A 26,283-nucleotide genomic window follows, 5' to 3' on the forward strand; every position below is an offset into this window, starting at 1 on the left:
GGGGCGGTGGCGACGGTCATGGGCGTGGGAGGCGCGGCGTGCGCCCGGCCGATGGTAATCCTTGGCCCGTGGCCCTTTCTTGCAATGAGTGCGCCTGCGCCTTTCTCGATGGGCGATGAAAGGTGACAGCGGTCGGCATCGAGGCGTTTCCCTGAGCTATTTTTTTCTTCCCCTTGCCTCTACCAGCGCCGAACCGCTGTCGAAACGTAGTGTGCGCAACGCAGGTGAAGTCAGAGTGAAGTCTGTGCAGGCCTTGCGTGAACGGATCAAAGGCCGTCCAGTTCGCCCTTGACGTGCGTGCGCGTGTCGCCGCCGACCCAGACCTGGCCGGCGTCGTCGCGGGTCAGGTGGATGCGGCCCTGCCGGCCCAGGCGTGTGCCCTGCGCGGCGACGTAGTCGTCTTGTGCCACGCCCGTGGCGAAGAGCCACTGCGCGAGCGAGGCATTGAGGCTTCCCGTGACGGGGTCTTCGACGATGGCGCCCAGATGGTCGGTGAAGAAGGCGCGCACTTCGAAGGCCGCATCGCCGCCCTCGGCATGAGGGCCGACCACGCCGACGTCGATGCGCGTGGGCCAGCGCCGGGCCGGCTCCAGAGACAGCACCTTCTCGGCCGAGGCCAGCCGGATTCCCAGCCAGCCGGGACCGTTGTCGATCCAGGCGGCGTCCTGGATGTCGTCGGCTTCGATACCCAGCAGCCGCCGTGCGTCCTCGAGTTCGGCCGGGGTCGGCGCACCCGAGCGGATCAGCGGTGGCGCGGCGAACGCGAGCCGTCCCTGATCGCGCCGGATCTGGACCAGCCCCGCGCCGCACTCCTGCGTGATCACTGTGGCTTGTTGCCTGGGCGCGCCCGGGCCCGACAGCCAGGCGTGGCAGCTGCCGAGCGTGGGGTGCCCGGCAAAAGGCATCTCCCGGTCCAGGGTGAAGATCCTCACGCGGTAGTCCGCCTCCGGGTGCGTGGGTGCGAAGACAAACGCGGTTTCCGAGAGGTTGAACCAGCGCGTCAGCTGCTGCATGTCGTGCGTGGCGAGGGCGTCGGCGCCGGTGACGACCGCCAGCGGATTGCCCGAGAGCGGGCCGGCGCCGAAGACGTCGACCATGTGGACGGTGATGCTCATGAGCGTGGTCTTTCGCAGGGATTCATTGGATTCAATTCTGCGAGACCAGCAGCTTCAGCCCCGCGGCCGCGAACACCGCCGAGAGCACGCCTTCGATCCAGCGTCGCAGCCGCGCATACAGCGCGATCATCGATGCGGTGGAGAAGACGATCGCGTAGCCGCCGAACACCATGATGCCGAGAAGCACGCAACCGCCCACGATCGCCGGCAACCCGCCGGCGGGTGTGTCCTGGCGCACGCCGAGCGAGATGATCGCGATCCACGACATGATCGCTTTCGGGTTGCCGATGTGCATGAGCACGCCCTGGCGGTAGAGGGTGCGGTAGCGCAATGCACCGCGTTCCGCGCTGTTCTTCTTCACCGCGTCGGCGCCAGGTCGCATGGCGGACCGGCCCGCGCGAAAAGCCAGGTACAGCAGGTAGAGGCCGCCTGCGATCTTGAGTACGACGAGTGCCTGCGCATACGCGGTCAGGACCGCGGAAACACCGGTCGCCGCCAGGATCGCCCAGAAGAGCGAGCCCGTGACAACACCGGCCGCAAGCGCGAGCGCAGGGCGGCGGCCGTCGCGCATCGCGGTGCCCATGATGGCCATGTTGCTCGGCCCCGGGCTGGCGGTGGCGATGAGGTACGTCCCGTAGACGAGTGCGATCTGGCTGACGGCCATGCGGGTGCTCCAAAACCAAAGGGTGTCTTCAGCGGCCCGCCTTCCGGAGGCCGAGGGGTGAAAGTTACACTATTGGAATATTCAAAAAGTGTCACATGACACTTTTATTTGCGAGGCCGCGCCCGTGCTCCTTCGATCCTCCTGGACGCCCCGTCTGGCCAGCAACGGCACGAATGCCACCGAGCGGGTGGTGCTGGCCCTGGCCGACGACATCGTCGAGGGGCGGCTCGCGGGCGGCGATCGTCTGCCTGCGCATCGGGACCTGGCGAAGACGCTGCAGATCGGCCTGGGCACCGTGACGAAGGCCTATGCCATGCTGGAGCGCAGGGGCCTGACGCGCAGCGTCAAGGGCCGGGGAACCTTCGTGGCGATCCATCAGGCGCACGGCGACCGGCAGATCGATCTGTCGTCGAATGCGCCGCCGGCCGCGCTCGGTGCGCGCGTGCTGGCGCGAACATTGACGGGCATCGCGCGCAAGATCGACGCGGATCACTTCAACCTGTACGCGCCGCCCGGCGGGCACCTGGAACATCGCCGCGTTCTTGCCCGTTGGCTCGAGACGATCGGCCTGGTGGTCGATCCGTCGCAGCTGGTCCTGACCAGCAGCGCGCGCCAGGCGCTGTCGCTGGCCTTCGACCTGGTGTGCGGGCGGCAAGGCGTGCTGCTCACCGAACGGATCACCTACCCCGGCGCCCTCGCGCTGGCCCGGCGCAAGGGGTGTCGCATCCAGGGCGTCGAGATGGACGCGGAAGGGATGGTGCCGCAGGCGCTCGCACAGGCGCTCGACGGCGCGGCGCCCGCCGGAGGCACGGCGGTCTACCTCACCCCGACGCTGCACAACCCGACGACGGCCACGATGAGCGCGAAGCGACGGCGCGCCATCGTGGCGGTGTGCCGCCGCGCGGGCGCCTGGATCATCGAAGACGGCGTGTATGCGGCGGCCTCCGACGGCTTGCCCCAGCTGGCCACATTGGCGCCCGACATCGCGTTGCATGTGAACGGACTCTCCAAGTCGCTCGGGCCGGGGTTGCAGGTCGGCGTGCTGGCACTGCCGCCCGGCCTGTGCGGCCCCGCGCAGGACCTTCTGCAGGATGTGCCCATGGCGCCGTCGGCGTTCTCCTGCGCGGTGGTCGACGAATGGCTGGCCACCGGCGTGGTCGCCTCGGTCCAGCGTGATCTGCGCCACGAGGCCCGCCGGCGTTCCAGGCTGGCCGTCTCGCTGCTCGGTGCCGGCGAACTGGTCTGGCATCCCGATGCCTACAACGTCTGGCTGCCGATGCGACGCGATGCGGCCGAGGGCGTCGTGGCCGCGGCGGCGCAAGCCGGCGTGAAGCTGACCCCGCCGCAGACCCTGATGGCGAACCCGAAGGACAAGGCGAGTGGCCTGCGGATCTGCCTGGGCGGCCCCGGCTTCGACGAGCTGACCGGGGCCCTGGCGCTTCTGGCCACCTTGCTGAAGCGAAGCGTCTGACGCGGCGCGGACCTCAGACGACCGGTGCCGGGGCGCCGTCGGTGGGCACGCTGGCGTGCCGGTCGTCGGGCGGCGCGGTCACGATCGAGTCGAGGGCCGGCTCGGCCTTGCAAAGGCGTGCGAGATCGGGCCGCGGCCGGCGCAGCCGCGGATCGGGGGCGAAGGCCTGTTCCATCGCCTGCGCGGCCGACAGCAGCGCGAGGTCGCCGCGAAAGCGACCCACCACCTGCAGGCCGAAGGGCATGCCGCGCTCGTCGGTGCCGCACGGCAGGCTGATCGCAGGGTGCGTGGTCAGCGTCACGACGTAGGTCAGTGCGAGCCAGCGGTAGTAGTTCTCCTGCGGGCGGCCGTCGATCTGCAGCGCATACGACTGCGTCCAGGCAAAGGGCGATACCGGCGTCGTGGGCGAGAGCACCAGGTCGTAGTTCTCGAACACCTTCTGGAAGCGCTGGAGGATGCGCGTCTGTTCCGTCTGCGCCCAGGCCGCGTCCGGCAGGCTCATGCGCGCGCCCATCTCGTAGTTGCTGCGCGGGTTCGGGCCCAGGCTCTCGGGGGCGCGTTCGTAGGTTTCGCGCATGCCGGCGACGAAGGCCTCCGCGCGCAGCACGTCGAAACAGCGGTGCACCTCGCCCAGGTCGAAGCGCACCTCGTCGCAAGCCGCAAAGAGCCCGCGCATGGCGGCCATGCGGTCGTGCATCGTCCGGCGGATCGACGGGTCGACATCGCACAGGCCGAAGTCGGTGGTCCAGGCCACGCGCAGGCGCGACAGGTCCAGCGGCGCCGGCCGCGCAAAGGCCGCCGCATCCAGCGGATAGCTCAAGGGATCGCCCGGATGCGGGCCCGCCGTGGCCGCGAGCTGGAAGCAGGCGTCGGCCACATCGCGCCCCATCGGACCGACCACCGAGATCGGCGACCAGCCCAGGCTCTTGCGCACGCTGGGCACGATGCCCGGCGACGGCCGCAGGCCCACCACGCCGCACTTGGCGGCCGGGATGCGCAGCGACCCGCCGGTGTCGGAGCCGGTGCACACCGGCAGCATGTCCAGCGCGAGCGCCGCGGCCGAACCGCCCGACGAACCGCCGGCGTTGAGGTTGGGGTCGAAGGGATTGCCCGTGGCCCCCCAGACCGGATTGCGGCTGTTGGCGCCGGCGCCCATCTCGGGCACGTTGGTCTTGCCCACCACGATCGCGCCGGCGGCGCGCAGGCGGCGCACCAGCTCGATGTCGTTCGACGGCACATGGTTGCGCAAGGCGGGCGTACCCATGGTGGACAGCAGTCCCGCCGTCGGCTCGAGGTCCTTCACGCCCAGCGGCAGGCCATGCAGCAGGCCCAGCGGCTCGCCGCTCTTCACGGCCCGCTCCGCGGCGCGGGCCTCGGCGCGGGCGCGCTCGTAGCAGGTGGCGGTCACGGCGTTGACGAAGGGGTTGAGCTGTTCGATGCGCGCGATGCAGGCCTCGAGCAGCTCGACCGGCGAGAGGGCGCGCGTGCCGATCAGCCGTCGCAGCTCCACGGCGGAGAGTTCGACGAGCTCGGAGGAGGAAGAAGAGAAAGTTTGGGTCATGGCTTTCGGAATGTGCCGCACTCAGTCGGCCTGGATGTTGGCGCGCCGAGCCACGGCGCGCATGAGTGGAAGTTCGCGTTCGATCTGCGCGAGCGAGGCGGCGGCGCCAGCGAAAGCCGGCTCCGCGCCCTGGGCCTGCAGGGCCGCCTGGGCCTGGGGCGTGGCGACGATCTTGGCGAGCGTCTTCTCCAGCCGCTCGCGCACCGGCGCCGGAGTGCCCTTCGGCGCCACGACCATGATCCAGGTGTCGGCATCGACCTCGGGGTAGCCCGCCTCGGCGAAGGTCGGGACCTGCGGCAGCTGCGAGGAGCGCTGCCGGGTGGTCACGGCGATCGCCTTGACCTTGCCGCCCTTGAGCTGCGGAATGGCGGCGGTGACGGTGTCCACCGAGAACGGCACCTGGCCACCGATCAGGTCCGTCATGGCCGGTGCGCTGCCCCGGTAGGGCACGTGCATGATCTTCGCGCCCACCGCCTGCAGGATGATCTCGCCGGTGAAGTGCGAGGACGTGCCCGTGCCGAAGGACGCGTACGAGTACTTGTCGGGCGCCGCGCGCACCGCGCTGGCGAACTCCTTGACGTTGCCGATGGGCACGTTCTTGTTGGCCAGCAGGATCAGCGGAATGCGCGCGACGATCGCGACCGGCTCGAAGCTGCCCAGGGCGTCGTAGGGCAGGTTCGGGCGGATGGCTGGGTTCATCGTGAGGGTCGAGCCCGAGCCGAGCAGCAGCGTGTAGCCGTCGGGCGATGCCTTGGCCACGAACGCGGCGCCGACCGCCGTGCCGGCACCGGGGCGGTTGTCGACGAGCACCGGCTGCCCCAGTTCCTCCGACAGGCGCTGGCCGACCAGGCGCCCCACCGTGTCCGCGCTGCCGCCGGGCGGGTACGGCACCACCAGCGTGACGGGGCGCGTCGGGTAGGCCAATTGAGCCTGCGCCTGTGCCATCGCGGGCAGGGCCGTGCCGAGGCAGGCGGCCAGGCCCGCGAGGACGGCACAGCACCAGCGCCGCTGCGGCGCTTGCGAACGGGGAGCGTTCATTGACAGGTCCTTCAGTAGAGCGAAGAGGAGAGAGGGGGAGGGGAAATGCTGGGGCACGCCCTGCGGTGTAGCAAGCACAATGATTGGAAGGTTGCGTTGCTGCTGGCGCAACGCAGACCACGCCGATGAAATCTCCCACTTCCAAGCCTCCCGCCCCCGTCCGCACCGGGGCGCGCACCGAACGCCCGATCAACCAGCGCGTGCTCCAGGAGGAGTCGATGCGCTACTTCCTGGAGGTGGCGCGCGTCGGCTCGGTCACCGAGGCGGCCGTGCGGCTGAACGTGGCGCCGTCGGCCGTGAGCCGCCAGATCGGCCGAATCGAGCGCGAACTCGACACCCTCCTGTTCGAGCGCCGCGCCCGCGGCATGGCGCTCAACTCAGCCGGCGAGCTGCTGGCGGCGCATGCGCGCCGGGCCTGGCTCGACATCGAGCGCGTGACCGATGACATCCTCGCGCTGCGCGGCCTGCGCAAGGGCGAGGTGCGCGTGGCCGCGACCGAGGGCTTTGCCTACGAGTTCCTGCCGGCCCTGGTGGCGGCGTTCCAGGCGCGCTGTCCCGGCATCCGTTTCTCGCTCGACATGTGCGTGCAGCGCGAAGTGGCGCGCCGCGTGCGCGAAGGCCTGGTCGACCTCGGCGTGACGGTGAGCCTGGGCTCGGAGCACGGCCTGGACGTCGAGATCCGGCACCCCTCGCCCGTGTGCGCGGTCATGGCGCCTTCGCATCCGCTGGCCGAGCGGCGGCAGGTGTCGCTGGCGCAGGTGGTCCATTACCCGCTCGCGCTGCCGGCGCCCACGTCGACGCTGCGCCAGCTGCTCAACATCAGCTGCGCCCGTCAGCGCCTGCCGCTCGAGGCGGCATTGACCAGCGACCATCTCTACCCGCTGGTGCACTACGCGGCGCACGGCCAGGCCGTGACCTTCTGCGGCGAACTCGCGCTGCGCCAGCAGCTCGAGAACGGCACGATCGTGGCGCGTGCCTTGCGCGACCGCGAGATGAACGAGCGGCATTTCGAGGTGCAGAGCATGGCGGGGCGGCGCCTGCCCGATGCGGCGCGCGCGTTCGTCGAGCACCTGCGCGAAGTGCTCAGCGCCTGATGCGCGGCGCGGGGCCGAAGCTCAGTCGGCCGTGATGTTGTTCGCCTTCACGACGGCGCCCCACATCTTGTACTGGTCGCGGGTCATCGCGCCGAGCTGCTCGGGCGAGCCGCCACCGGGCTCGTCCCCGCGATCGACGATGCTCTTGACGACGTTCGGCTCCTTCAGTGCCGCGTTCATCGCGCTGTTGGCCTTCTTCACGACCTCGGGGCTCAACCCGGGCGGCCCGTACAGGCCGATGAAGGAGATGATGCTGAAGTCCTTGATGCCGCTTTCCGCGGCGGTGGGCACGTTGGGCAGCATCGGCGAACGCTTGTCGCTGGTCACCAGCAGGGGCCGCAGCTGGCCCGACTTCACGAACGGGGCGACGACGGAGGTGGCGTCGAACATGGCGTCGAGGCGCCCGGCCATCAGGTCGACCATCGCCGGACTGCTGCCCTTGTAGGGAACGTGGTTCATCGCCGGGTTGCCCAAGCGCTCGCGCAGCAGTTCCATGGTGACGTGGATCAGCGAGCCTGCGCCCCCCGTTCCGTAGTCGATGCCCTTGCCGCTCTTGGCACGCGACTTCACTTCTTCGGCGAACTGCGCGTAGGTCTTGATCGGCGACGTGGCGGGCACCACCAGCACCAGCGGCGACTGCAGCATGATGCCGATGGGTGTCATCTTTTGCGGATCGACGATGCCGAGCTTGGTGTACACGTGCGGCATGATCGTCATCGAGCCGTTGCCCACCAGCAGCTTGTGGCCGTCCGGTGGCGCCTTCATGAGTTCGACGGACGCGATGTTGCCGTTCACGCCGGCCTTGTTGTCGATGACCACGGGCTGGCCGAGCGCGCCCTGCATGCCGTTCGTCAACACGCGGCCGGCGAAGTCGGTCTGCCCGCCGGGCGGGAAGCCGATCAGCAGCGTGATCGATTTGCTGGGCCAGGCCGTCTGTGCCCACGCGGGGCTTGCCCCGAAGGCGCTCAGGCCGAGTGCCGCGGCACCCAGGCAAAGAAGCAGGCGCCGCGGCGCTGCACGAAGGGGCTGGGTGGCTTGGATCATGAAGTCCTCCGATGGGTCGTCTGTGGCACATCGCAGCGCGCCCGCCCGTGTATCGACACACGGGCCGGGGCGCCGCCCTGCGGGCTCAGTTCACGGCGAAGCAGTACATCAGGCCGGCACTGCCGCTTTGCTTGAGCTGGTCGATGCTGCAGCCCCGCGTGCCGTGCGAGGCGTTCCACGAGGCGTTGGCGACCGGGTCGGGGTTCGTGCCCTTCTTGTCGTGGTGGCCGACGATGGCCGAACCGTCGACGCTGCGCGTCCAGTTGCCGCAGGTGGTGTCCTTGCCGGCGGCGGCCGGTGCGAGCGTGCCGTCGGGGCGCGAGCCGGTGAGGATGTCGTGCCGGTTGACCGGGTCGCCGAAGCCGGAGACCACCTCGCCCTTTTCGGTCAGCGAGGTGTCCTTGCCGAGCTTGGCGTTCGCGCTGTGCAGGTCGGCCACGCTGGTGGCCACGACCACGCCCTTGGCGTTGCGCCACGGCCCGGCGCCGATGCGGTCGCGTGCGTTGACGGCCGGCTGGCCGCCCGCTTCGGTGGCGCTCAGGTAGGCACGCCAGGTCTTGCCGCCCGCACCGGCGCTCGCGGCCAGCGCCTGGCACTGGCGGTCGGCGCCGGCCAGGCCGCCGAGGTCGCCGCCCTTGCCAGGGTTGGCACTCGTGATGAAGAAGCTCATCGGGTTGGCGTCCTTGCCCGAAGACATGGCGCCGCATGCAGCGAGGAGCGCGACCGCCGAGGCCGCGGCACCCCATGACAGAACGGAACGATGGCGCATGCGAGGTCTCCTTGGAGTGGTTGGAGTTGGCGAGGCTACCCGCTTCGCACACGCAGCGTTCCCCTCGACAACCCGCACACACGCTGGCCGTGGGCGAGGTGGTCGAGGGGGGGCGCGGCGCGCGCTCAGGGCGTCAGCGCCGCGGAGCCCGCGATCGCATTCGCCTCGGCCGCGCAGTCGGCCGCGGGCGGGGCGCTGTCCGGGCGGCTGCGTGCCTGCGCGATCTCGTTCTTCGCCGCGCCCATCTGCGCCGTGAACACCGGGTTGGCATGCAGACGGCCCACGGTGGCCGCGCCGATCAGGCGTCCCGCCTCGATGTCGCTGCGCCAGTGCACGCCGCAGATGCCGCGGCTTTGCGCGAAGGCACGGCCGCGCTGCAGCAGCGCGTCCGCGCGCTCCGGTGCGAGCTCCGTCAGCACCAGCGCCCAGGCCCAGCCCAGCGCCGAGTGTCCGGAGGGGTAGGAGCCGTCCTTGGCCAGGTGCGCCTCTTCCTTCGGCGTGCAGCTGGCGGCCTTCAGTGCCACGAAGGGCCGCGTGCGCTGGTACTTCTCCTTGGCCTTGTAGGTGGCGCCGCCGGCATCGGCCAGCGTGCGCCGCAGCAGCATGTTCAGGTGCGGCGTCTGCTGCTCGGAGATGCGCACGCCCAGCGCGCAGGAGAAGGTGGAGGCCGCCTCCGGAAAGCGCAGGTTGGCATCGCGCACCGCGAGCGCGCCGCGCGGCGAACCCTGCAGCGCGGTGAGGCTGCGGAACGCGGCGACGTCGGCCGCCAGCGCGGCCGAATTCGCCTCGGGCGGCGGCGGCAGCAGCGCCAGGCTGTCGGGCATCTCGGCCGAGGCCAGGTAGCCCTTGAGATAGCCCGACCCCGGGCGTGTTTCGCCGACGTCGGCCGGCGAGGTGGTCGGCGCGGGCGGCGTGGCGCATCCGCCCGCGAGCAGGGCCGCGATGAGCAGCGGCGACAGGTGTTTCAAGGCCATGGGTACCTCCTTTCGCATGCGCTCAGAACGCATGGCGGATGCCGAAGTCGTAGCCCATCGACGAGCGCGGCGCCCAGCCCGCGGCCTGCGCGGTGCCGCCCGCGAGGTAGGCGGCCGAACCGCCGGTGATGGCGCCCATCACGCCGGGGTTGTTCCAGCCGTCCTTGATGCGGATGCGCGACACCGAGGCATACAGCGCGGTGCGCTTGGACAGGTTGTGCACGTAGCCCAGCGAGATCTGGTTGGCCGTGGTGTCGCGGTTGCCGTTCAGGCCCCACAGCAGGCTGTTCAGGTCGGTCGCGGCCGGCGCGCCGTTCTTGTACTTCACCGAGGCGTACGACGCGCGGATGAGGCCCGGGCCCACGGGCACGGTCACGCCCAGCATGTAGCCGTTGTACTTGTCCTTGCGCGTGGCGGTGTTCATGAACGGAACCGTCAGGCCCGGCAGGTTCTGCAGCGTGCCCGTCTCGTTCTTGTCCTGCACGCGCGAGACCTCGGCGAACAGCTTGGCGGGGCCGAAGTTGTACGACGCGCCCAGGTTCAGCGCGTTGATCTTGCGCTCCTGCGTGGCGGTCGCGATGCCCAGCGCGTTGAGCGTGGTGCTGTCGGCGGCCGTGCTCTGGCCGTAGGCGATGGCCATGTCGAGCGGCCCGCTGGCATAGCCCAGGCGGCCGCCCACGTAGCGGCCCTTGGCCGACGGCGTGCCGGGTTGGTCGCTGCGCTGGGTGTTCTCGTGCAGCGTGTATTGCAGCTGGCCGTAGACGCCGCCCAGGTTCGGCGGCAGGAAGTAGCCGATCGAGTTGCCGGTGCGGATGTAGTTGTCGGTCGCGGCCACGACGGAGCCGGGGCCGGCGATGGCGGCGATGCGGCTGTTGATATTGGCGATGAGGTTGGTGCCCACGCCGTTGGTGCCGAAGGGATCGAAGACGGTGTCGTTCCAGAAGGTCGCGGCGTAGTCGCGGCCCAGGCGCAGTTCGCCGAACGGGCCCGACAGGCTCATCGTCGAGCGGCGGTTGAAGTTGGTGATGCCCTTGGCGCCGTCGTCGTTGGTGATGCCCGACTCCAGCCAGAAGCTCGCCGCCAGGCCGCCCCCCAGGTCCTCCGTGCCGCGAAAGCCGACGCGGCTGCCCGCATAGCCCGAGTTCGACAGCGCGGTCTGGCTCGTCTTCGCACTGCCGCCCGCGGCGTTCGCCGGCGGCAGCGCGAAGGGGTTGGGGCTGTGGTACGTGCTCTTGGACGTGTAGCGGCTGATGCCGACGTCGACGATGCCGAACACCGTGACGGACGATTGCGCCGACGCGGTACCGGCGGCGGTGAGGAGAGCCAATGCGGCCAGGGAGTGATGTTTCATGGCAGGTCTTGCTTTGCTTGCTTCTTCAGGGATGAACGAGTCCGCTGGTGCGCATCGCTGCGTTCCAGGGCTCGGGTGTTCCGAAGGGCGGGTGCCCTTCGGGGACTTCGGGAAAAAGGGGGCGGCTTCTAGCCGCGCGCGCAGGGCGTGTGGCCGTGCATCACGGCATTCGCATCGCGTCGCGCGAGCCGCGCATGCTGCGCAGGGGTCTCGTCGTTCGCGCATCGCGTCGCATGGGCGACGCAAGAAGCCGGATCAACGAACGCGCCGCGGTGCTGCAAAACAGCGGCAGGCGTGCAGGCAGGGAACGTGCATGTCTCACTTAGGGAGTTCCTCGTTGTTCTTTGATTGGCCAGTCCTATGATAGGAATCGCTGCTCTTCGAATCCGTCAACCAGGCAACAGTTTTTGCTGAGTCATCCCATGGAATACCCGCAACCCGTATCGCAGAGCACAAGGGAAGAGATCGAGCACGGGCTGAGCACGTGCGCGGTGTTTCTCGATTGGCCGAAAGACCGGCTGCGCGAGTTGGCGAACGCCGCGCGCGCCAGGCACTACCGGCGCCGCACGCCGCTCGTGAGTCGCGGCAACCACCAGCGGGAGGTGTTCGTGATCGTGTCGGGCTCGATCGAGATCGCGGCCACCAACGCGGCCGGCGACAAGTACATCCTCTCGGTGCTCGGGGCCGGCCAGATCACGCGCATGGTGCATCTCATCGACGACATGCAGCCCATCTTCGCCTTCGATGCGCGCGCCGATTCGCACATCATCCACATCCCCGGTGCCGCCATGCGGCGCATCCTCGATGCGGAGCCGGTGCTGTGGCGCAGCATCGCCCAGACCATGCTGCGGCGCTATCGCATGAGCGCCGAGATCCTGCAGGACCAGGTGCTGGGCTCGGTGCGCCGGCGCACGGCGATCACGCTGCTCAACATGGTGTATCGCTACGGCGATGAGAGCGGGAGCCCGCACGACACCGAGCTGCGCATTTCGCAGACCGACCTGGCGAACATGCTGGGCGTGTCGCGGCAGACCATCGGCAAGGAGCTGGCGCAGCTGAAGGACGAGGGCGTGCTCGGCTGCAACGAGGGCTATCGCCTGATCACCGTGGTCGACCTGCCCAAGCTGCACCGCATCACTGCGGAAGACTGAAGAGCGCGCTGCCTCCGTACGCCACCGAGGTGACGCGGTACGCGTGCGGACTCGTGCCGGTCCAGCGCACGAAGGTATGCCTGAAGTTCGCGGCGTCGCTGTAGTCGAAGCGGTCGGCGATGTCTGCGGTGGTCATGCGTGTCTTGCGCAGGGACGCGATGCTCGGAAAGCCCTGCGGCATCTGTTCCGCATGGCAACGACCGCGGCGACGTGCTGCGGGGTCTGCACCCGGGGCTCGAAATCGGGACGCGGGTGGTGCACGCTTCTCGAGAAGCGGCGCCATCAATCCAGCGTGACACCCGTGGCCCGCGTGAGCTTCAGCGACACGGGCAGGAACGCCTTGTAGGCCGCCGAGGCTTCGGCCGGCGTGTTGCCGATGGGCTCGGCGCCCATGTCCTCGATGCGGCGCTGCACCTCGGGCTGCTTCACCACGGCAGCGACTTCGCGGCTGAGCTTCTCGACGATGGCGTCGGGCGTCTTGGCCGGCACCAGCAGCGAGGTCGGCGCCATGAGCATGAACATGTCGTCCTTGTAGCCCTGCTCGGCGAAGGTCGGCACCGTGGGGGCGGCCTTGGCGCGCTGCGCGCCCGGCACGGCGATGGCGCGCAGCTTGCCGGCCGCGACGTAGGGCTGGAAGGTGCTGATGGAGCCCACGGTCATCTGGATCACGCCGCTGAGCAGGTCGACCGCCATCGGGCTTTCGCCCTTGTAGGCCACGTGCAAGGTCTGGGTGCCGTAGGTCTTGTCCATGAAGACCTGCATCTGGTGCGGCTGCACGCCGGGGCCCCAGGAGCCCATCGCGTACTTGCCGGGCGCCTTGCGTACGGCCTCGACGAGGCCCTTGAAATCCTGCGCCGGCACCGAGGGGTGCACGACCATGATGGTGCGCGTGCTCGCGATGTCCGACACGTGGCGCAGGTCGGTGCGCGGGTCGTAGGGCAGCTTCTTGTACAGCGCCAGGTTCGCGGCGATCGGGCCCGGCACCGACAGCAGCACGGTGTAGCCGTCGGGCGCGCTCTTGGCCACGTAGTCGGTGCCGATGATGCCGCCCGCGCCGCTGCGGTTTTCCACCAGCACGGGCTGCTTCAGCCGCTTGGCGAGCCCGTCGCCCACCAGCCGCGCGAGCGCGTCGGCCGAGCCGCCGGCCTGGTACTGGACGATGATGCGGATTGGCTTGCTCGGGTAGTCGGCCTGCGCCAGGGCGGCACTGGCCGCCAGGTGGAGCCCGACGATGCACAGGCCGGGCGCGCGCAGTGCGCGGTAGCTGAAACGGTTCATGAGGGTGAGTGCCTTTCGGGTGGGGGACGATGCGGTCGGTTCGGTCAGGGCAGGCGTTTCAGCGCGGGCGGTGCCCAGCGCCCGTCGAGCACCGGCGCCTGCGGCACGTACAGGCGCAGGTTCATGCTGAAGGGGCCGGCGGGCGCGGGCAGCCAGTTCGGGGCCTTGGCCGGGCCCGGCGACGCGTGCTGGATGTACAGGTCCAGCGAACCGTCGGCGTTGAAGGCGAGCGCGTCGCGGTCGCCGATGGCGTAGCGGTTGAGCGCGTTGTCGACGAAGAACTGGTCGGGGCCGTACAGCGTCAGCGACCAGAACGCATCGGCCGGCGGCAGCTCGTGCGCGTCGAAGTGCAGCACATAGCGCGAAGTGCCCGACAGCGGCTGGCCCTCGCTGTCGCAGACCGAGCGCGGGTACATCGCCTCTTCGCGCGGCAGGGCGCCCAGGCCTGCGTGGGCGACGAAGGCGCGCGCCAGGTAGTCGTTGCCGTAGACGCCCACATTGCTGCCGAGGCTCCAGCCGTTGCGCACCATGCGCATCGCCGGCGCGCGCTCGAGCATGCGCCGGTAGGCATCGGGCGCGGCGCGTGTCAGAGCGCGTTGCACGGCCTCGGGGGCTTCGGCCAGTGCGAAGCCGCGGCCGGGAACCAGGCCGATGCGCTCCATGCGCAGCAGCAGCGCGCCGTCGGTGGCATGCGGCGGGTTGCGCTGGAGCAGTTCGGCGAAGAGCGCGAAGAAGTCGCCGGCGCCGAGCGCGGCCACCTGCTCGACGGGCGGGCGCATGTCCAGTGCTGCATCGACCCGTCCGGCGGGTGGGTCATGGGGCTGGCCCCAGGCCGACAGCGGCACGGCCTCGAAGCCGGCCTGCAGCGTGTGCACGTGGGCGTAGTCGGCCGCGCCGTTGGTCTGGATGCGCCCGACGATCCAGCCCACGTCCGTGGGGCTCACGATGGCGCGCACGCCCTCGGGCAGCGTGCCTTTCCAGCGCGGGCCGACGAGCGCGAAGTGGCCACCGCCGTTGCCGTTGGTGCGCGTGCCCAGCGTGGCGAACACGTCGGTCCACAGGTCGTAGAACGGAATGACGTGGTAGCGCTCGCCCATGTCCGGCAGCGTCAGCACCAGCGGCTCGTCGCCGACGTCGTACCAGATGTTAGAGTACAGCGTGTCGGCGTTGGGACGCACCACGTCCTTGAAGCCGGCGTCGGGGTAGGTGGGCACGTGCACGAAGCGGTTCATCGGCCCGCGCACGCGCGCCCCGTCGGGCTGCGCGACGTTGGTGGCCACGCGGCGCGTCAGCTCCATCACCACCATCGGATAGGCATAGGTGTAGGCCTCGATGCCGATGGCGTAGGCGTCTGCTTCAGTGATCAACGTGCTCACGACTGGGCCTCCGCATAGCGCAGCCAGACATCGTGGATCTGCCCGTCGAAGCCGAACGGCGCACGGTCGAAGTACTCGGCCGCCACCGGCGAGCCCAGGTCGCAGCCGACGTCGAAGGTCTCGCAGGCCGAGAAGATGGCCGTCACCGTGACGCCGATGTCGCACGCCGCCACCTGCACGCCATCGACGCGCAGCACGGCGCGCGCGGGCCGCTGGGGCGCCGTGCCGTCGCTCATCGTGAACTCGATGTCGATCGCATGGCGTCCGGCGGCAATGCGCGCGGGCGAGCGCGCCTTGAAGCGGTACATGCCGAGCATGTTGTATTCGTAGGCCAGGTGGCCGTCGTCCAGGTACAGGCAGATGCCGCCGTTGAAGCCGCCCAGCGCGAACAGCACGCCGCTCGCGCGCTCGCCCAGCGTGGCATCGACGGTGGCCGTGTGGCTGCGCGTCTTGATGTTGGGCGCGCAGTTCTCCGGAATGCGCGTGATGTCGCCGCTGAAGTGCCACGAGGTATGCCGGGGCGCGATGCGGTGCTGCGGCTTGAGCGTCAGGTGGTAGATCGCGCCCAGCGGATAGACGTGGTTGATGCCCGCCTGCACGGCGAACATCTCCTTCATCTGCGTCAGCTTGGCCGGCTGCGCCTGCGCCAGGTCGTGCGCCTGGGCGTAGTCCTTCGCGACGTGGTACAGCTCCCAGACGTCGTTGTCCGGGTCCCAGGTGGCCAGCCCGGGCGCGGCGCCCGCGACCCAGGGAATGCGCGGGCCGAACACGCCCGCGGTCCAGCCGTCGTGGTGCACCATGCGGCTGCCGGCCACCTCGAAGTACTGCACGCCCTTGCGGCCTTCGGCCTGCGGATGGGCGAAGGTGTAGGCCATCGAGATGCCGTCCAGCGAGTCCTGCCGCACGCCGTTGAGCTCGACGGGCGGCGTGATGCCCAAGATGTCGTAGAGCGTGGGCGCGATGTCGTTGACGTGGTGGAACTGCGAGCGCGGCGTGGTGTCGGGCTGGATGCCGCGCGGCCACGACACGACCAGCGGCGTGCGCGTGCCGCCGAAGTGCGCGGCGATCAGCTTGGTGCTCTGGAACGGCGTGGAGCCGGCCCAGGCCCAGCCGGCGTGGTACATGTTGTCGGTCTTTCGTCCGCCCAATGCGTCGAGGCCGCCCAGGCCTTCCAGCAGCTCGAGGTGCTGCGAGATCTTGGTGGAGATGCGGTTCTGCGCCAGCAGCTCGACCACGGTGCCGTTCTGTCCTTCGGCGCTGCCGCCGTTGTCGCTGAACACGAAGAACACCAGCGTGTTGTCGCGCAGCCCGAGCTGCTCCAGCTCGTCGACGACCTTGCCGATCTGCGCATCGGTGTGCTCCAGGAAGCCCGCGTAGACCTCCATCAGCCGGCGCTGGAACGGGCGCTCGGCCTCGGGAATGCTGTCCCAGCTGGCGAGCGTCTCGGGCCGGGGCGTGAGCTCGGCGGTCTCGGGGATCCAGCCCATCGCCTTCTGGCGCGCGAAGGCGCGTTCGCGGTAGGCGTCCCAGCCGTCGTCGAACTTGCCCTTGTACTTGTCGGTCCATTCCTTGAAGACGTGGTGCGGGCCGTGCACCGCACCGGGCGCCCAGTACATCAGGAAGGGCTTGTCGGGCGTGATGGCGCGGTGGCGGCGCAGCCAGCCGCAGGCCTTGTCGGCCATGTCCTCGCTCAGGTGGTAGCCCTCGTCGCGCGGCGGCTCGATGAGCGTGGTGTTCTCGACCAGGCGCGGCTCGTACTGCGAGCTCTCGCCGCCCAGGAAGCCGTAGAAGTGGTTGAAGCCGTGGCCGGTGGGCCAGCGGTCGAAGGGGCCCATCTGCGTGGTCAGGTTGGCCGGCGTGTTGTGCCACTTGCCGAAGGCGGCCGTGTTGTAGCCCCAGGCCCCGAGCACCTCGGCCATCGTGCCGGCACTCTTGGGAATGACGCCCACGTAGCCGTCCCAGTCGGTGGCGTATTCGGAGATGTGGCCGTAGCCCACGCGGTGCGCGTTGCGTCCCGTCAGCAGCGACGCGCGCGTGGGCGAGCACACGCCGCAGTTGTGGAAGGCGTTGTAGGTGATGCCGCTGCCGGCCAGCCGCGTGAGCGTGGGCGTGTGGATCTCGCCGCCGAAGGTGTCGGGGTGCGCGAAGCCGGCGTCGTCGAGCATCACGATCAGCACGTTCGGTGCGTCGTCGCGCAGGTGCGGCACCGCCTTGCGCCGCTCGTGCGTGGACTCCGACAGCTTGCGCCCCGCGATGCTGGCGCTGGGCGGCGCGTCGAAGGGCAGGTGGCTGCCCTGGCCGGGCAGGGTGTTGAAGCCGCCGAGCGTGGCGGACGGGTTGGTTTTTTCTTGTGTCATGGGGTCTCCGGGACGCGCGGAGGCAGGGCCCCGGCGTCGTGGTGGATCGGGCGTCAGTCCAGCGTGACGCCGATGGACTTGACCAGGGCGCTCCAGTCCTGCAGGTCCTGGCGCAGGACCTCCTTGAACTGTTCCGGCGTGGGGCGCGGCAGGTCGGTGAAGTTGAGTTCGCGCAGGCGCTGGGTCACGGCCGGGTCCTGCAGGGCGCGGTAGATATCTTCGTTCAGGCGCTTGACGACGGCGGGCGGTGTCTTGGCCGGCACGAAGAAGCCGTACCAGGTGTAGTTCTTGAACGGGAACCCGGCCTGCGTCATCGTGGGCACGTCGGGAAGCATCGGCAGGCGGTCGGGGCCGCTGTAGGCCAGGGCCTTGACCCGGCCGGCCTTCACCACCTCGATGGTGGAGGAGATGTCGGCGAAGCCGGCGTCCACCTGGCCGCCCATGAGGTCCTGCACGCAGGGGCTGCTGCCCTTGTAGGGCACGTGCAGCAGCGAGATGCCGGCCTGCTTCTTCAGGCTTTCCATCGTGAGGTGGCCGCCCGAGCCGTTGCCCCACGAGCAATAGTTGAGCTTGTCGGGGTTGGCCTTGGCATAGGCGACGAAGTCCTTGAGCGTGTTCGGCGGCAGGTCCTTGCGCACCAGCAGCAGGTTGCCGCCGCGGCCCACCTGCGCAACGGGCGCGAAGTCCTTGAGCGGCTCGTAGGGCAGCTTCTTGTAGAGCGCCGGGTTGATCACCATCGTGGCGGCGTAGGTGAACAGCACGCGCGTGCCGTCGGCCGGCCCCTTGGCGACTAAGTCGACGCCCAGGATGCCGTTGGCACCGGCGCGGTTGTCGACGATCACGCTCTGCTTGAAGGCCTTGCCTAGCACGTCGGCGAACAGCCGCGCGATGAGGTCGGTGCCGCCGGCGGGCGGCGTGGGCACGACGATGGTCACCGTCTTGCTTGGGTAGCCGGCGCCGTCTTGCGCCGTGGCCGCGCCGGCGAGGGCGAGAAGGGCCAGCGCGGTGAGTGCCGGCCGCAGCAATGTCCTGTTCACGGAAGTGTCTCCTTGGGAATGGGGTCGCGCAGGCCCCGCGCCGCTGGGCGCGTCCCCCATGGCTATGGGGGTGGGACTGCGTCTCCATGCTAGGAAACAGCGGCCATCGATTCCGTCAACCAGCCGACAGATTCGCCGACACCGGCTCGGGGAATACCCTCTGGCTCAGCCGGATGTGGGCCGTATGTCGACCGGCGAGGGCGCGTTGTCGTTCCGTGGTCGCGCGCACCCTCGACGCGACGCTGTCATGCGCCCAGCTTGCGTGCGATCAGGTCTTTCATGATCTCGCTCGTGCCGCCGTAGATGCGCTGCACGCGCGCGTCGGCATACATGCGTGCGATCGGGTACTCGACCATGTAGCCGCAGCTGCCGAAGAGTTGCAGGCATTCGTCCAGGGCCTTGCCCTGCTGCGCGTAGGGCTAGGCCGCCAATGCCACCGAATGCTGCTGCCAGTCCCCACGCTCCAGCAAGGCGGTCATCGTGGAGACCGGCGCGTGCTCGCGCACGGCCGGAATGACCTCGTCAGCCTCGTCCGGCGATCCGACCAGCACCGCGCCGACAAGCCGGCCCTCGGCGACCACCAGCTTGCGATAGATGCCCTGTGCAGGCTCGGACTGCGTCAACTCGAATTCGCCGGGCCGCGCGGCGTGCACGGAGCCCGCGGAGCGGACGTCGATGCCCGAGACCTTCAGCGCGGTCACCGGCACATGGCCGCGATAGACGCGCTTGCCGCCCAGCGCGTTGACGGCCGCAATCTCTCCCTGCTCGGCCGCCACGGCCCACAGGGGGATCGAGTGGCCCTCGAACTCGGCCACATCGCCCGCGGCATAGACATGGGCGGCACTGGTGCGCATCTGTGCGTCGACGATGATGCCGCGGCCGAGCGCGAGGCCGGCCGACTGCGCGATGTCGACGTTGGCGCGCACGCCGGTGCACACCACGACCACGTCGGCGGGGAGCTGGCGTCCGTCCTTCAGCACGAGCCGCGCCACGCGGCCCTCGCTGCCCGGCTCCAGCCGCGCGGCGTCGGCACCCGTCATGACATGGATGCCCTGGGTTGCCAGGTGCGCTTCCAGCAAGGCGCTGGCCGGGGTGTCGATCTGCCGGTCCAGGATCTGGCCGCTGTTCGACAGCACCTGGACCTGCGCCCCGAGCTGCGCCAGCGCCTGCGCCGCTTCCAGGCCGAGCAAGCCGGCGCCCAGCACGACCGCGCAGGTGCCGTGGAAGCGCTGCATGTAGTCGCGGATCGCCATCGCGTCGTCGGCATCGCGCAGCACAAAGCTGCCTTCGATGCCGTAGCCGTCGAGCGGCGGGACCCACGCCGAACTGCCCGAGCACAGGATGAGCCTGTCGTAGCCCAGCGTCTCGCGGGTCGCCAGCGTGAGCTCGCGACGCTGCGTGTCGACGCCCGACACATGCGTGTTGAGCCACGCGGTGACACGGTGCTCGGCATACCACTGCTCGGGCAGCAGGTGCAGGCCCTGGACACCCGTCGGCATGCTGATCAGCTTGGCAATGGCCATCCGGTTGTAGGCGTTGTGGTTCTCGCGGCCGATGAGATGGATCTCGCAGTCGGGGTGGCGACGCCGCACATGGTCGGCCGCGGTCAGGCCGGCCACGCCGTTGCCCACGATCACGACGCGGCGGATCGACGCATCGAAGGGCACGACTTCGGGCTTGCGTGTCTCGCGCGCCGCCGGGGTCGCCTCCCGCTTCAGGTCGATGCGGATGGGCCCGGCATTGCGGATGCGCGCCATGCAGGCCAGGCGCGTGCCGTCGGTGCAGCCGAGCCGGGCCAGCGTCGCCCGTTCGTCGCTGCCGATGGGGGCGAGCCGCTCGCCGCCCGCCACGACGGCGATCGGGTCGGCGCCGCACACGCCGGAACGACAGCCGGCGTTGATGGGGGCGCCGCAGTCCTCGAGCGCCTCGAGCAGGGTCTGGCCCTTGCGGATGGGGGTCTTCATGCCGGTGGGGTCGATGCAGAGTTCGGCAGGCTGCGTGGACGCATCCGCCGGCGCGGCCGCAGCGGCCTCGCTCTCCGGCGGGGCTGCAACCGGCGCCTTGCGCGCGGCGTCGTTCGGGCCGCGGTGCAGCCGCATCGTCTCGATGACGATCGGCGCCAGCCGGGACCCGTCCCGGACACCCTTGCGCAGTTCACGGCGAAGGAACAGGCGCTCGACATGCAGCGACCGCGCGATCCACGTCAAGCTCGCGATGATCGTCAGGCCGCGCAGCGTGGCGACGACTTCGGGGGCGATGGCCATGCCGCTCAGGCTGCTCAAGGTGCTGACGACCAGCGGGGCGGTGAACCAGTAGTACAGCGAGAACGCGGCCGCTGCGAAGAGCACCGGCGACAGGTTGCGCGTCTTGCTGCCCAGCAATTCGATCAGGTTGAAGAGCGTCAGGCTGGCCGCCATGTAGACCAGCATCTGCATGACCGTGGAGACCGGGCCGATCTCGGCGGGCGAGGGCACGAGGTAGTAGCCGAGGATCAGGCCCGGAAAGACGCCCGCGAAGAAGCTGCGGAAGTTGCGGTAGGCCGGGTTCGGGTCGTACTGGTCGGCCAGGTACGCGGCGCCGGGGTTGAGGTCGTAGCAGTTCTTGGCGCAGCCCACGCACGGTTCGCAGTGCGTGTTGGCGATGCGGATGAACGGCGTCTGGCCGTACAGCCGCTGCACCGGCAGCAGGGGGCAGATGCTGCTGCACCAGCCGCTCTTGCCCTTGAACAGCAGGCCGCCGATGAGCGCCGCCCCCATGGCTGCCGCCAGCAGGCCGGCGGTGGCCATGCCGTTGCCGTTGAACAGCAGCTTGCGCGCGACGACCGCGCAGATCAGCAGGCCGATGCCGATCGGAAATGCCGCGCCCTGCGACAGGCGGCGGCTCGTGAGTGCGCGCGTGATGCCGAGCCTGCGGGGGATCTGGTTGATGGCGGCCAGCGGGCAGACGTTGCGCCACAGCCCGGGTGCCAGCATGAACACGAGCGGGAGCGACGGCACGATCAGCCCCCAGAACAACGGCATCGCGGTGGCGGGCCGCAGCGCCAGCATGACGGCCAGGGCCAGGGCCGAGGCGATGCTCACCACGCGCAGCGCGCGCCACACCGCTTTCGGCACGATGGTCGGCAGCTGCATGAAATTGGCGAAAACGAGAGCGGGAGAGGGCTTGAACATGGTTCGGTGGTACCTGCGTGAGAAGGTGTCGCCATTCATGCCCCGGGGGGACGCTGCGACAGTGGTGGCGCCATCGGTGGGTGATGGGGCTCTGCGAGTGGTGCGATTCTGGCCAGTCGCACGTCTTAAGGTTGCTATCTTGTGTGCGGCACGCTTACGAGTCTGAAGACGACGGGCTCAGGTGTTCAGGCGGTAGCCGACCCCGCGAATCGTGCGGATGATCTGCCGCCCGAGCTTGCGCCGCACGTTGGACAGGTGCACTTCCAGGGCGTTGCTCGTGGGGGCGCCGTGGATCCCCTGCACCAGCAGTTCCACCTGGGCCTTGGGGACCGTGTGATCGAAGCGCAGCGCGAGCGCCTCCACCAGGTTCCATTCCCGCTCGGTCAGCGCGACAGGCATGCCGCAGCGGACCGTCGTCCGGCTGCCCAGGTCGAACTCGACGTCGCCGCACCGCACGCGCGGCGTTGCCAGGCCCGCGGCCCGGCAACGCAGTGCCCGCACCCGCTCGGCCACCAGTTCGGGGCGGCACGGCATCACCACGAAGTCGTCCGCGCCCGCGTCGAGGACCTCGGCCTGCGCGGTCGGGCCGGGCGCTCCCACCATCAGCATCAGGACCGGCGTGGTGATGTGCTGCACCCGCAACAACCGGACCCAGTCGAGTCCCGATCCGTCGGGCAACTGCGAGCTGACGAGCAGCACGTCGTAGGACTCGTTCTCCAGCATGTCGATGTCGCCGAGCCGCTCGACGCTGTCGATCAGGAACCCGTTCTTGCGCAAGTGCGTGAACAGGCCGTCGTCGACCCGCGCGCGATCCTGAAGCAGAAGCAGTCGCATGGCGTCACCTGCATGTTCAGCGCCGTCATGGCCGCGAGCAGTCGCTGGTGCTGTCGGTACGTGCCATGGCATGCCTCGTCATTGGCGAGCCGGCGTTCTCCTGGACACGGAGACGGGCGCCGCGCTGTCGACCGGGGTGCGGCCGTGGGTTGCAAGCGCGGCATCGATGGCGTTCAGGTCCTCGGGCACCAGCGTGCCGTTGGCCTGCCGCAGCTTGAGATTGCCGAGCAGCACCGAATAGCGCGCCACCGCCAGGTCGCGCTTGGTCTGGAAGAGCTGGCTCTGCGCGTTGAGCACGTCGATGTTGATGCGCACGCCCACCTGGTAGCCCATGCGATTGGCCTCCAGCGCGATCTGGCTGGAGACCTCGGCGGCTTCGAGCGCCTTCACCTGGCCGGCGGCCGACACCAGCCCCAGGTAGGTGGCGCGGGTGGCCTGCGCGACGCCGCGGCGCGTGGCCTCGAGCAGCGAGCGCGACTGGTCTTCGAGCGCCAGCGTTTCCCTGACGCGGTTCTCGATCGCGTAGCCGGCAAACAAGGGCAGGTTGAGGGAGACGCCCACGGTGAGGGCCTTGACCCGCGAGCGGCCCGGCGTGGTGTTGGTGCCCTGGGGGTTGTTCGTGACGTTGTAGCCCAGGGTCGCATCGAGCGTGGGAAGGTGGCCGGCCTGCGCCTTCTGCACCTCGAGCCCGGCCACGTCCAGGCCCAGGCGGGCCTGCTGGATCGCAGGGTGACCGGCATCCGCGTGCGAGGTCCAGACCTCGATGTCGGCGGGCGCGAGCGGAGGCAGCATCACGGGCGCCGCCAGCGGCACGGGCACGCTGCCGGTGCTGCCGACGAGCTGGTCGAGCACGATCTTCTTCACCTGCAGGTCGTTCTCGGCGGCGATCTCCTGCGCGATCACCAGGTCGTAGCGGGCCTGCGCTTCGCGCGCGTCGGTGATGGTGGTGGTGCCGACCTCGAAATTGCGCTTGGCCGAGGCCAGCTGCTCGGCCACGGCCACCTTCTGCGCGCGCACCAGGGCCAGGCTGTCCTGGCTGGCGAGCACGTCGAAGTAGGCCTGGCTCACGCGCACGATGAGGTCTTGTTCGGCGATGGTGAGTACCATCTGCGCCACCTCGGCCTGCCGCTGGCCCTGCTCGTAGGCGGCCCAGTTGGCGGGGCGGTACAGCGGCTGCGTGGCGTTGATGCCGACACTTTGGGTGTTGAACCCGCGCGTCGTCGCACTGCCTTCCGTCGAGAGGTCCTGCCGGGTGTGCGAGGCGCCGGCCGACAGGCCGACGGTGGGCAGGATGCCGGCCCTGGACTGCGCCGCCCGCGCCAGTGTGGCCTCGTACTGGGCCCGCGCGCCCTGGTAGGTGGCGTCGTATCCGCGCGCCGACGTGTAGATCTCGACCAGGCTCTGGCCATGGACGGGCCACGCGAAGCTCGCTGCGAGCACGGCGCCCCATGCCGGGACGAGACGCTTCCCGGTGGCGGGGGCCCGTGAGCCCTGTCCACCGGGTGGGGGTCGGCGCAGGCGCTGGTTCAGACCGTGCTCCGAGGGTCGGCCTGCAAGATGGCGCCACCCGCGCGGCGAACCGCGGCCGGGCTGCGATCGACATGCAGGATGGCGGCCACGATCTGCTCGGGCGCCGCCAGCGCCGGCGCCATCGACCAGCGGTCATAGACGTCGTTGCCGATGCGCACCATGCCGGTGTGGCGATTGATCTCCTTGTCGACCTTCGGGTCCGGGTCGTAGAAGCCCAGGGCGAAGCGCACGAGGTCGATGTTGCTCCGGCTCCCGGTCAGGAAAAGCCAGCCCGGGTTCACGCTGTGCATCTCGGCGTAGTCGGCCAGGTGCTCCACGGTGTCGATCTCCGGGCGGATGGTGATCGAGTACATGAAGATGTCCCGGCCCACCCGAGAGGCCAGGCGCTCCTGCACGCGCAGGAGGTTGTTGGTCATGAGCGGACAGATGCCTTCGCAGTCCGCATACATCATGTTGATGGCGACGATCTTTCCCCGGACCAGGTCGTCGTAGAAGTTCACCTTCGCCCCGGTGTGGGTCTTCAGTTCGACGTTCGGCATGCGACGCCCCGGGCGTGCAGCCGTTGCCGGTGCCTCGGCGGAGGCGGGCAGGCCGAACGCGTACAAGGACGCGACGCCCAGTCCGGCGATCAAGTGTCTGCGGTGGTTCATGAGAATCTCCTGAAAGTCATCGGCGTTCTTCACACGATGTCGAAGCGAACCATCATTGCGTGGTCCTCGTGGGTGAGGTTGTGGCAGTGCATCAGGTACTTGCCCGAGAAATCGCGAAAGCGCACGAGCACCCTCACGGTCATGAGTTCGCCGACGACGAAGACGTCCTTGCGTCCGCGCTCGTTCACGGGAATGGTCAGGCTCACGCCGTTGACGCTCTTGCTGAGAATCCGTCCTTCTTCGAAGTGCACGTGGATCGGGTGCTGCCAGCCGTTGTCGGGATTGATGAACTCCCAGATCTCGGCGGTGCCCCTGGTGATCCTGGCTCTGGCCGTGAGCGAATCGAAGAACAGCCCGTTGACGTTCCACATGCCGCTGTTGCGCTGGAACACCCAGGTGCGAACCGGCAGGGCCGCGAGTTCGCTGGCACTGGGCAGGTCGCGCAGCGGGCGCAGCACGCTCGGCACCACGCTCAGGTCGGGCGTCGGGGGCTGGCGATCGACGATGAACTTGAGCACGCGCGTGCCCGGCGACTGCACCGGGCCGGGCCGGCGGGTATCGACCTGCGTGAGCTGGTTGACGAGGTAGAGCGTGGTGTTCAGCGGGAATCGCGAGAAGTCCACCACGATGTCCGCGCGCTCGGCCGGTGCGATCCGCACCCTCAGCTGGTTCACGATCGGTGCCGGCAGCAGGTTGCCGTCGCTGGCGATCTGCGTGTACGGGTACACGATGGTGCCGCCCGTGTTCTGCAGCACGAACTCGTAGAAGCGCGATGGGCCGACGTTCAGCAGCCGCAGCCGGTACTTGCGGCGTGCCACGCGCAGCACCGGCTCGATCTTGCCGTTGACCACGATCTTGTCGCCCAGCACGCCCTCGGGGTTGAGCTCGTCGAAGGTCAACCGGCCGCCCGAGTCGAACCGCTTGTCCGAGAAGCTCAGGGGGTAGTCGTACGCGCCGCTGGGCAGCCGCAGCCCCGTGGTCTCGTCGCCGGTGTCGAGCGCGTCGAAGACCATGTAGCGCCCGAACATGCCCTTGAGCACGTTCGGTGCCGTCACGCCTTCCGTGTGGTCGTGATAGAAGAGCGAGCCCAGGGCTTCGCGCGAATCGCCGAGGCCGCCGAACTCGTCGAAGCCGGCGTAGAGGTTGGGGTAGAAGTGGTCGTTGAAAGTCCCCGGCGCGGTCAGCGTCACGCCGCCCTGGACGGCGCTGTAGAAGTCGCTCGCGAAGCCGTCGCTCTCCGACGGCGTGTGCATGTTGTGCAGGTGCGTGCTGATCTCGGGCGAGCCGAATCCCGTGTGGTTCTGCGGCAGCTGGTTGCGGATGCGGCAGATGACCGACTGCCCGTAGCGCGCGTGGATCGTGGGGCCCGGCGTGGTCACCCCCGGCGTGTTGCCTTCGTAGCCCCAGATGGGCTGCGGGGGGTAGTAGGGGTTGTTGCCGTTGAACAGCCAGGCCGGGTTCTCCTTGGCCGTCAGCTGGTACAGCAGCGGCGTGCCGGCCTTGCCGGGCACGGTCAGTTCCGCGTAGCGCTGGTGCGGTGCACGCCCGCACTCGCCGCCCGCGATGTTCGCGTTGAGGGTCGGGGCCGGGGTCAGCGTGGCCAGCGGTGTGAGCGGCGTGACCTGGTTGGGCAGGTCCTCGACCCACGGTGTCGTCGGCGGGCTGGGCGGCAGGGGCGTGGGTTGTGCGCGGGTCTTGCCCGGTGTCAGGACCAGGGGGGCGGCCGTGGCTGCCAGCGAGGCCTTCAGGAACGTGCGTCTCTTGCTGTGGGCGACAGGCGTCACGGGGTCGTGGTGGTTGGAATCCTTGCGCATGATGT

21 protein-coding genes and 1 pseudogene are annotated in these 26,283 nt (G+C 69.5%); 3 read left to right on the forward strand and 19 right to left on the reverse strand.

Annotated features, from left to right (window positions below; genetic code table 11):
• Positions 1–266: 266 nt before the first annotated feature.
• Together AC07Y4_RS15540 and AC07Y4_RS15545 are read right to left on the reverse strand one after the other, a co-directional pair.
• On the reverse strand, positions 267–1,115 hold the full coding sequence (locus tag AC07Y4_RS15540; protein WP_487849988.1) for a PhzF family phenazine biosynthesis protein: 849 nt from the start codon (positions 1,113–1,115) through the stop codon (positions 267–269).
• Positions 1,116–1,146: 31 nt separating this feature from the next.
• Positions 1,147–1,779, reverse strand: a complete 633-nt coding sequence (locus AC07Y4_RS15545; protein WP_487849989.1) for a LysE family translocator — start codon at positions 1,777–1,779, stop codon at positions 1,147–1,149.
• 124 nt (positions 1,780–1,903) lie between these two features.
• Here AC07Y4_RS15545 and AC07Y4_RS15550 point away from each other — a divergent pair, with 124 nt between their 5' ends.
• The gene (locus AC07Y4_RS15550; protein WP_487849990.1) at positions 1,904–3,250 is read left to right on the forward strand and encodes an aminotransferase-like domain-containing protein; all 1,347 of its coding nucleotides are present in this window, start codon (positions 1,904–1,906) and stop codon (positions 3,248–3,250) included.
• A 13-nt stretch (positions 3,251–3,263) separates the two neighbouring features.
• Here the strand turns inward: AC07Y4_RS15550 and AC07Y4_RS15555 are convergent, their stop codons facing one another.
• Positions 3,264–4,811: an amidase gene (locus AC07Y4_RS15555; RefSeq protein ID WP_495274816.1), complete on the reverse strand. Its 1,548-nt coding sequence runs from the start codon at positions 4,809–4,811 to the stop codon at positions 3,264–3,266.
• Positions 4,812–4,832: 21 nt separating this feature from the next.
• Positions 4,833–5,849 carry a Bug family tripartite tricarboxylate transporter substrate binding protein gene (locus tag AC07Y4_RS15560; RefSeq protein ID WP_487849992.1) on the reverse strand — a complete coding sequence of 339 codons (1,017 nt, stop codon included), beginning with the start codon at positions 5,847–5,849 and terminating at the stop codon, positions 4,833–4,835.
• Positions 5,850–6,037: 188 nt separating this feature from the next.
• On the opposite strand from AC07Y4_RS15560, the gene AC07Y4_RS15565 reads away from it, so the two are divergent.
• On the forward strand, positions 6,038–6,943 hold the full coding sequence (locus AC07Y4_RS15565; protein ID WP_062470965.1) for a LysR family transcriptional regulator: 906 nt from the start codon (positions 6,038–6,040) through the stop codon (positions 6,941–6,943).
• A 21-nt stretch (positions 6,944–6,964) separates the two neighbouring features.
• Here the strand turns inward: AC07Y4_RS15565 and AC07Y4_RS15570 are convergent, their stop codons facing one another.
• The 4 genes from AC07Y4_RS15570 to AC07Y4_RS15585 form a co-directional block, all read right to left on the reverse strand.
• Positions 6,965–7,987 carry a Bug family tripartite tricarboxylate transporter substrate binding protein gene (locus tag AC07Y4_RS15570; protein ID WP_487849993.1) on the reverse strand — a complete coding sequence of 341 codons (1,023 nt, stop codon included), beginning with the start codon at positions 7,985–7,987 and terminating at the stop codon, positions 6,965–6,967.
• Between the two features lie 85 nt (positions 7,988–8,072).
• The gene (locus tag AC07Y4_RS15575) at positions 8,073–8,756 is read right to left on the reverse strand and encodes a hypothetical protein (RefSeq protein WP_307694381.1); all 684 of its coding nucleotides are present in this window, start codon (positions 8,754–8,756) and stop codon (positions 8,073–8,075) included.
• 125 nt (positions 8,757–8,881) lie between these two features.
• The gene (locus tag AC07Y4_RS15580) at positions 8,882–9,730 is read right to left on the reverse strand and encodes an acid phosphatase (RefSeq protein WP_487849994.1); all 849 of its coding nucleotides are present in this window, start codon (positions 9,728–9,730) and stop codon (positions 8,882–8,884) included.
• 22 nt (positions 9,731–9,752) lie between these two features.
• Positions 9,753–11,081 carry a porin gene (locus AC07Y4_RS15585; RefSeq protein ID WP_487849995.1) on the reverse strand — a complete coding sequence of 443 codons (1,329 nt, stop codon included), beginning with the start codon at positions 11,079–11,081 and terminating at the stop codon, positions 9,753–9,755.
• Between the two features lie 422 nt (positions 11,082–11,503).
• Between AC07Y4_RS15585 and AC07Y4_RS15590 the strand changes: the two genes are divergently transcribed.
• The gene (locus AC07Y4_RS15590) at positions 11,504–12,232 is read left to right on the forward strand and encodes a Crp/Fnr family transcriptional regulator (RefSeq protein ID WP_495274817.1); all 729 of its coding nucleotides are present in this window, start codon (positions 11,504–11,506) and stop codon (positions 12,230–12,232) included.
• On the opposite strand, the gene AC07Y4_RS15595 is transcribed toward AC07Y4_RS15590, so the two are convergent.
• The 11 genes and pseudogenes from AC07Y4_RS15595 to AC07Y4_RS15645 form a co-directional block, all read right to left on the reverse strand.
• Positions 12,216–12,368, reverse strand: a complete 153-nt coding sequence (locus AC07Y4_RS15595) for a hypothetical protein (RefSeq protein ID WP_487849997.1) — start codon at positions 12,366–12,368, stop codon at positions 12,216–12,218. The genes AC07Y4_RS15590 and AC07Y4_RS15595 overlap by 17 nt on opposite strands.
• Before the next feature lie 146 nt (positions 12,369–12,514).
• The gene (locus AC07Y4_RS15600; RefSeq protein ID WP_487849998.1) at positions 12,515–13,510 is read right to left on the reverse strand and encodes a Bug family tripartite tricarboxylate transporter substrate binding protein; all 996 of its coding nucleotides are present in this window, start codon (positions 13,508–13,510) and stop codon (positions 12,515–12,517) included.
• 44 nt (positions 13,511–13,554) lie between these two features.
• Positions 13,555–14,886 carry a DUF1254 domain-containing protein gene (locus AC07Y4_RS15605; RefSeq protein WP_487849999.1) on the reverse strand — a complete coding sequence of 444 codons (1,332 nt, stop codon included), beginning with the start codon at positions 14,884–14,886 and terminating at the stop codon, positions 13,555–13,557.
• Positions 14,883–17,243, reverse strand: a complete 2,361-nt coding sequence (locus tag AC07Y4_RS15610; RefSeq protein WP_487850000.1) for an arylsulfatase — start codon at positions 17,241–17,243, stop codon at positions 14,883–14,885. The genes AC07Y4_RS15605 and AC07Y4_RS15610 overlap by 4 nt, the downstream gene beginning before the upstream one ends.
• 53 nt (positions 17,244–17,296) lie before the next feature.
• Positions 17,297–18,280, reverse strand: coding sequence for a Bug family tripartite tricarboxylate transporter substrate binding protein (locus AC07Y4_RS15615; RefSeq protein ID WP_487850001.1), 984 nt, complete (start codon positions 18,278–18,280; stop codon positions 17,297–17,299).
• A gap of 245 nt (positions 18,281–18,525) precedes the next feature.
• A pseudogene (locus AC07Y4_RS15620) lies at positions 18,526–18,690 on the reverse strand (acyl-CoA dehydrogenase family protein); the annotation flags it as partial.
• A 9-nt stretch (positions 18,691–18,699) separates the two neighbouring features.
• A complete protein-coding gene (locus tag AC07Y4_RS15625) occupies positions 18,700–21,411 on the reverse strand; it encodes an NAD(P)/FAD-dependent oxidoreductase (RefSeq protein ID WP_495274818.1) in 2,712 nt (903 codons plus the stop codon).
• Positions 21,412–21,627: 216 nt separating this feature from the next.
• Complete coding sequence (locus AC07Y4_RS15630; RefSeq protein WP_062470843.1) at positions 21,628–22,284, reverse strand: winged helix-turn-helix domain-containing protein; 657 nt, start codon at positions 22,282–22,284, stop codon at positions 21,628–21,630.
• Between the two features lie 78 nt (positions 22,285–22,362).
• Complete coding sequence (locus tag AC07Y4_RS15635) at positions 22,363–23,724, reverse strand: TolC family outer membrane protein (protein ID WP_095744453.1); 1,362 nt, start codon at positions 23,722–23,724, stop codon at positions 22,363–22,365.
• Between the two features lie 86 nt (positions 23,725–23,810).
• Positions 23,811–24,464, reverse strand: coding sequence for an SCO family protein (locus AC07Y4_RS15640; protein ID WP_070059880.1), 654 nt, complete (start codon positions 24,462–24,464; stop codon positions 23,811–23,813).
• Between the two features lie 29 nt (positions 24,465–24,493).
• Positions 24,494–26,278, reverse strand: coding sequence for a multicopper oxidase family protein (locus AC07Y4_RS15645; protein WP_487850003.1), 1,785 nt, complete (start codon positions 26,276–26,278; stop codon positions 24,494–24,496).
• Between the last annotated feature and the right edge of the window lie 5 nt (positions 26,279–26,283).

It is taken from the genome of Variovorax sp. GW460-12-1-14-LB1, from assembly GCF_059423605.1.

Bases quoted from the DNA above. Each gene is read 5' to 3' on its own strand.
- AC07Y4_RS15575 (WP_307694381.1), bottom strand. From the start codon at position 8,756: ATGCGCCATCGTTCCGTTCTGTCATGGGGTGCCGCGGCCTCGGCGGTC.
- AC07Y4_RS15540 (WP_487849988.1), bottom strand. From the start codon at position 1,115: ATGAGCATCACCGTCCACATGGTCGACGTCTTCGGCGCCGGCCCGCTC.
- AC07Y4_RS15580 (WP_487849994.1), bottom strand. From the start codon at position 9,730: ATGGCCTTGAAACACCTGTCGCCGCTGCTCATCGCGGCCCTGCTCGCG.
- AC07Y4_RS15570 (WP_487849993.1), bottom strand. From the start codon at position 7,987: ATGATCCAAGCCACCCAGCCCCTTCGTGCAGCGCCGCGGCGCCTGCTT.
- AC07Y4_RS15555 (WP_495274816.1), bottom strand. From the start codon at position 4,811: ATGACCCAAACTTTCTCTTCTTCCTCCTCCGAGCTCGTCGAACTCTCC.
- AC07Y4_RS15645 (WP_487850003.1), bottom strand. From the start codon at position 26,278: ATGCGCAAGGATTCCAACCACCACGACCCCGTGACGCCTGTCGCCCAC.
- AC07Y4_RS15585 (WP_487849995.1), bottom strand. From the start codon at position 11,081: ATGAAACATCACTCCCTGGCCGCATTGGCTCTCCTCACCGCCGCCGGT.
- AC07Y4_RS15610 (WP_487850000.1), bottom strand. From the start codon at position 17,243: ATGACACAAGAAAAAACCAACCCGTCCGCCACGCTCGGCGGCTTCAAC.
- AC07Y4_RS15560 (WP_487849992.1), bottom strand. From the start codon at position 5,849: ATGAACGCTCCCCGTTCGCAAGCGCCGCAGCGGCGCTGGTGCTGTGCC.
- AC07Y4_RS15600 (WP_487849998.1), bottom strand. From the start codon at position 13,510: ATGAACCGTTTCAGCTACCGCGCACTGCGCGCGCCCGGCCTGTGCATC.
- AC07Y4_RS15595 (WP_487849997.1), bottom strand. From the start codon at position 12,368: ATGACCACCGCAGACATCGCCGACCGCTTCGACTACAGCGACGCCGCG.
- AC07Y4_RS15545 (WP_487849989.1), bottom strand. From the start codon at position 1,779: ATGGCCGTCAGCCAGATCGCACTCGTCTACGGGACGTACCTCATCGCC.
- AC07Y4_RS15590 (WP_495274817.1), top strand. From the start codon at position 11,504: ATGGAATACCCGCAACCCGTATCGCAGAGCACAAGGGAAGAGATCGAG.
- AC07Y4_RS15625 (WP_495274818.1), bottom strand. From the start codon at position 21,411: ATGCAGCTGCCGACCATCGTGCCGAAAGCGGTGTGGCGCGCGCTGCGC.
- AC07Y4_RS15640 (WP_070059880.1), bottom strand. From the start codon at position 24,464: ATGAACCACCGCAGACACTTGATCGCCGGACTGGGCGTCGCGTCCTTG.
- AC07Y4_RS15630 (WP_062470843.1), bottom strand. From the start codon at position 22,284: ATGCGACTGCTTCTGCTTCAGGATCGCGCGCGGGTCGACGACGGCCTG.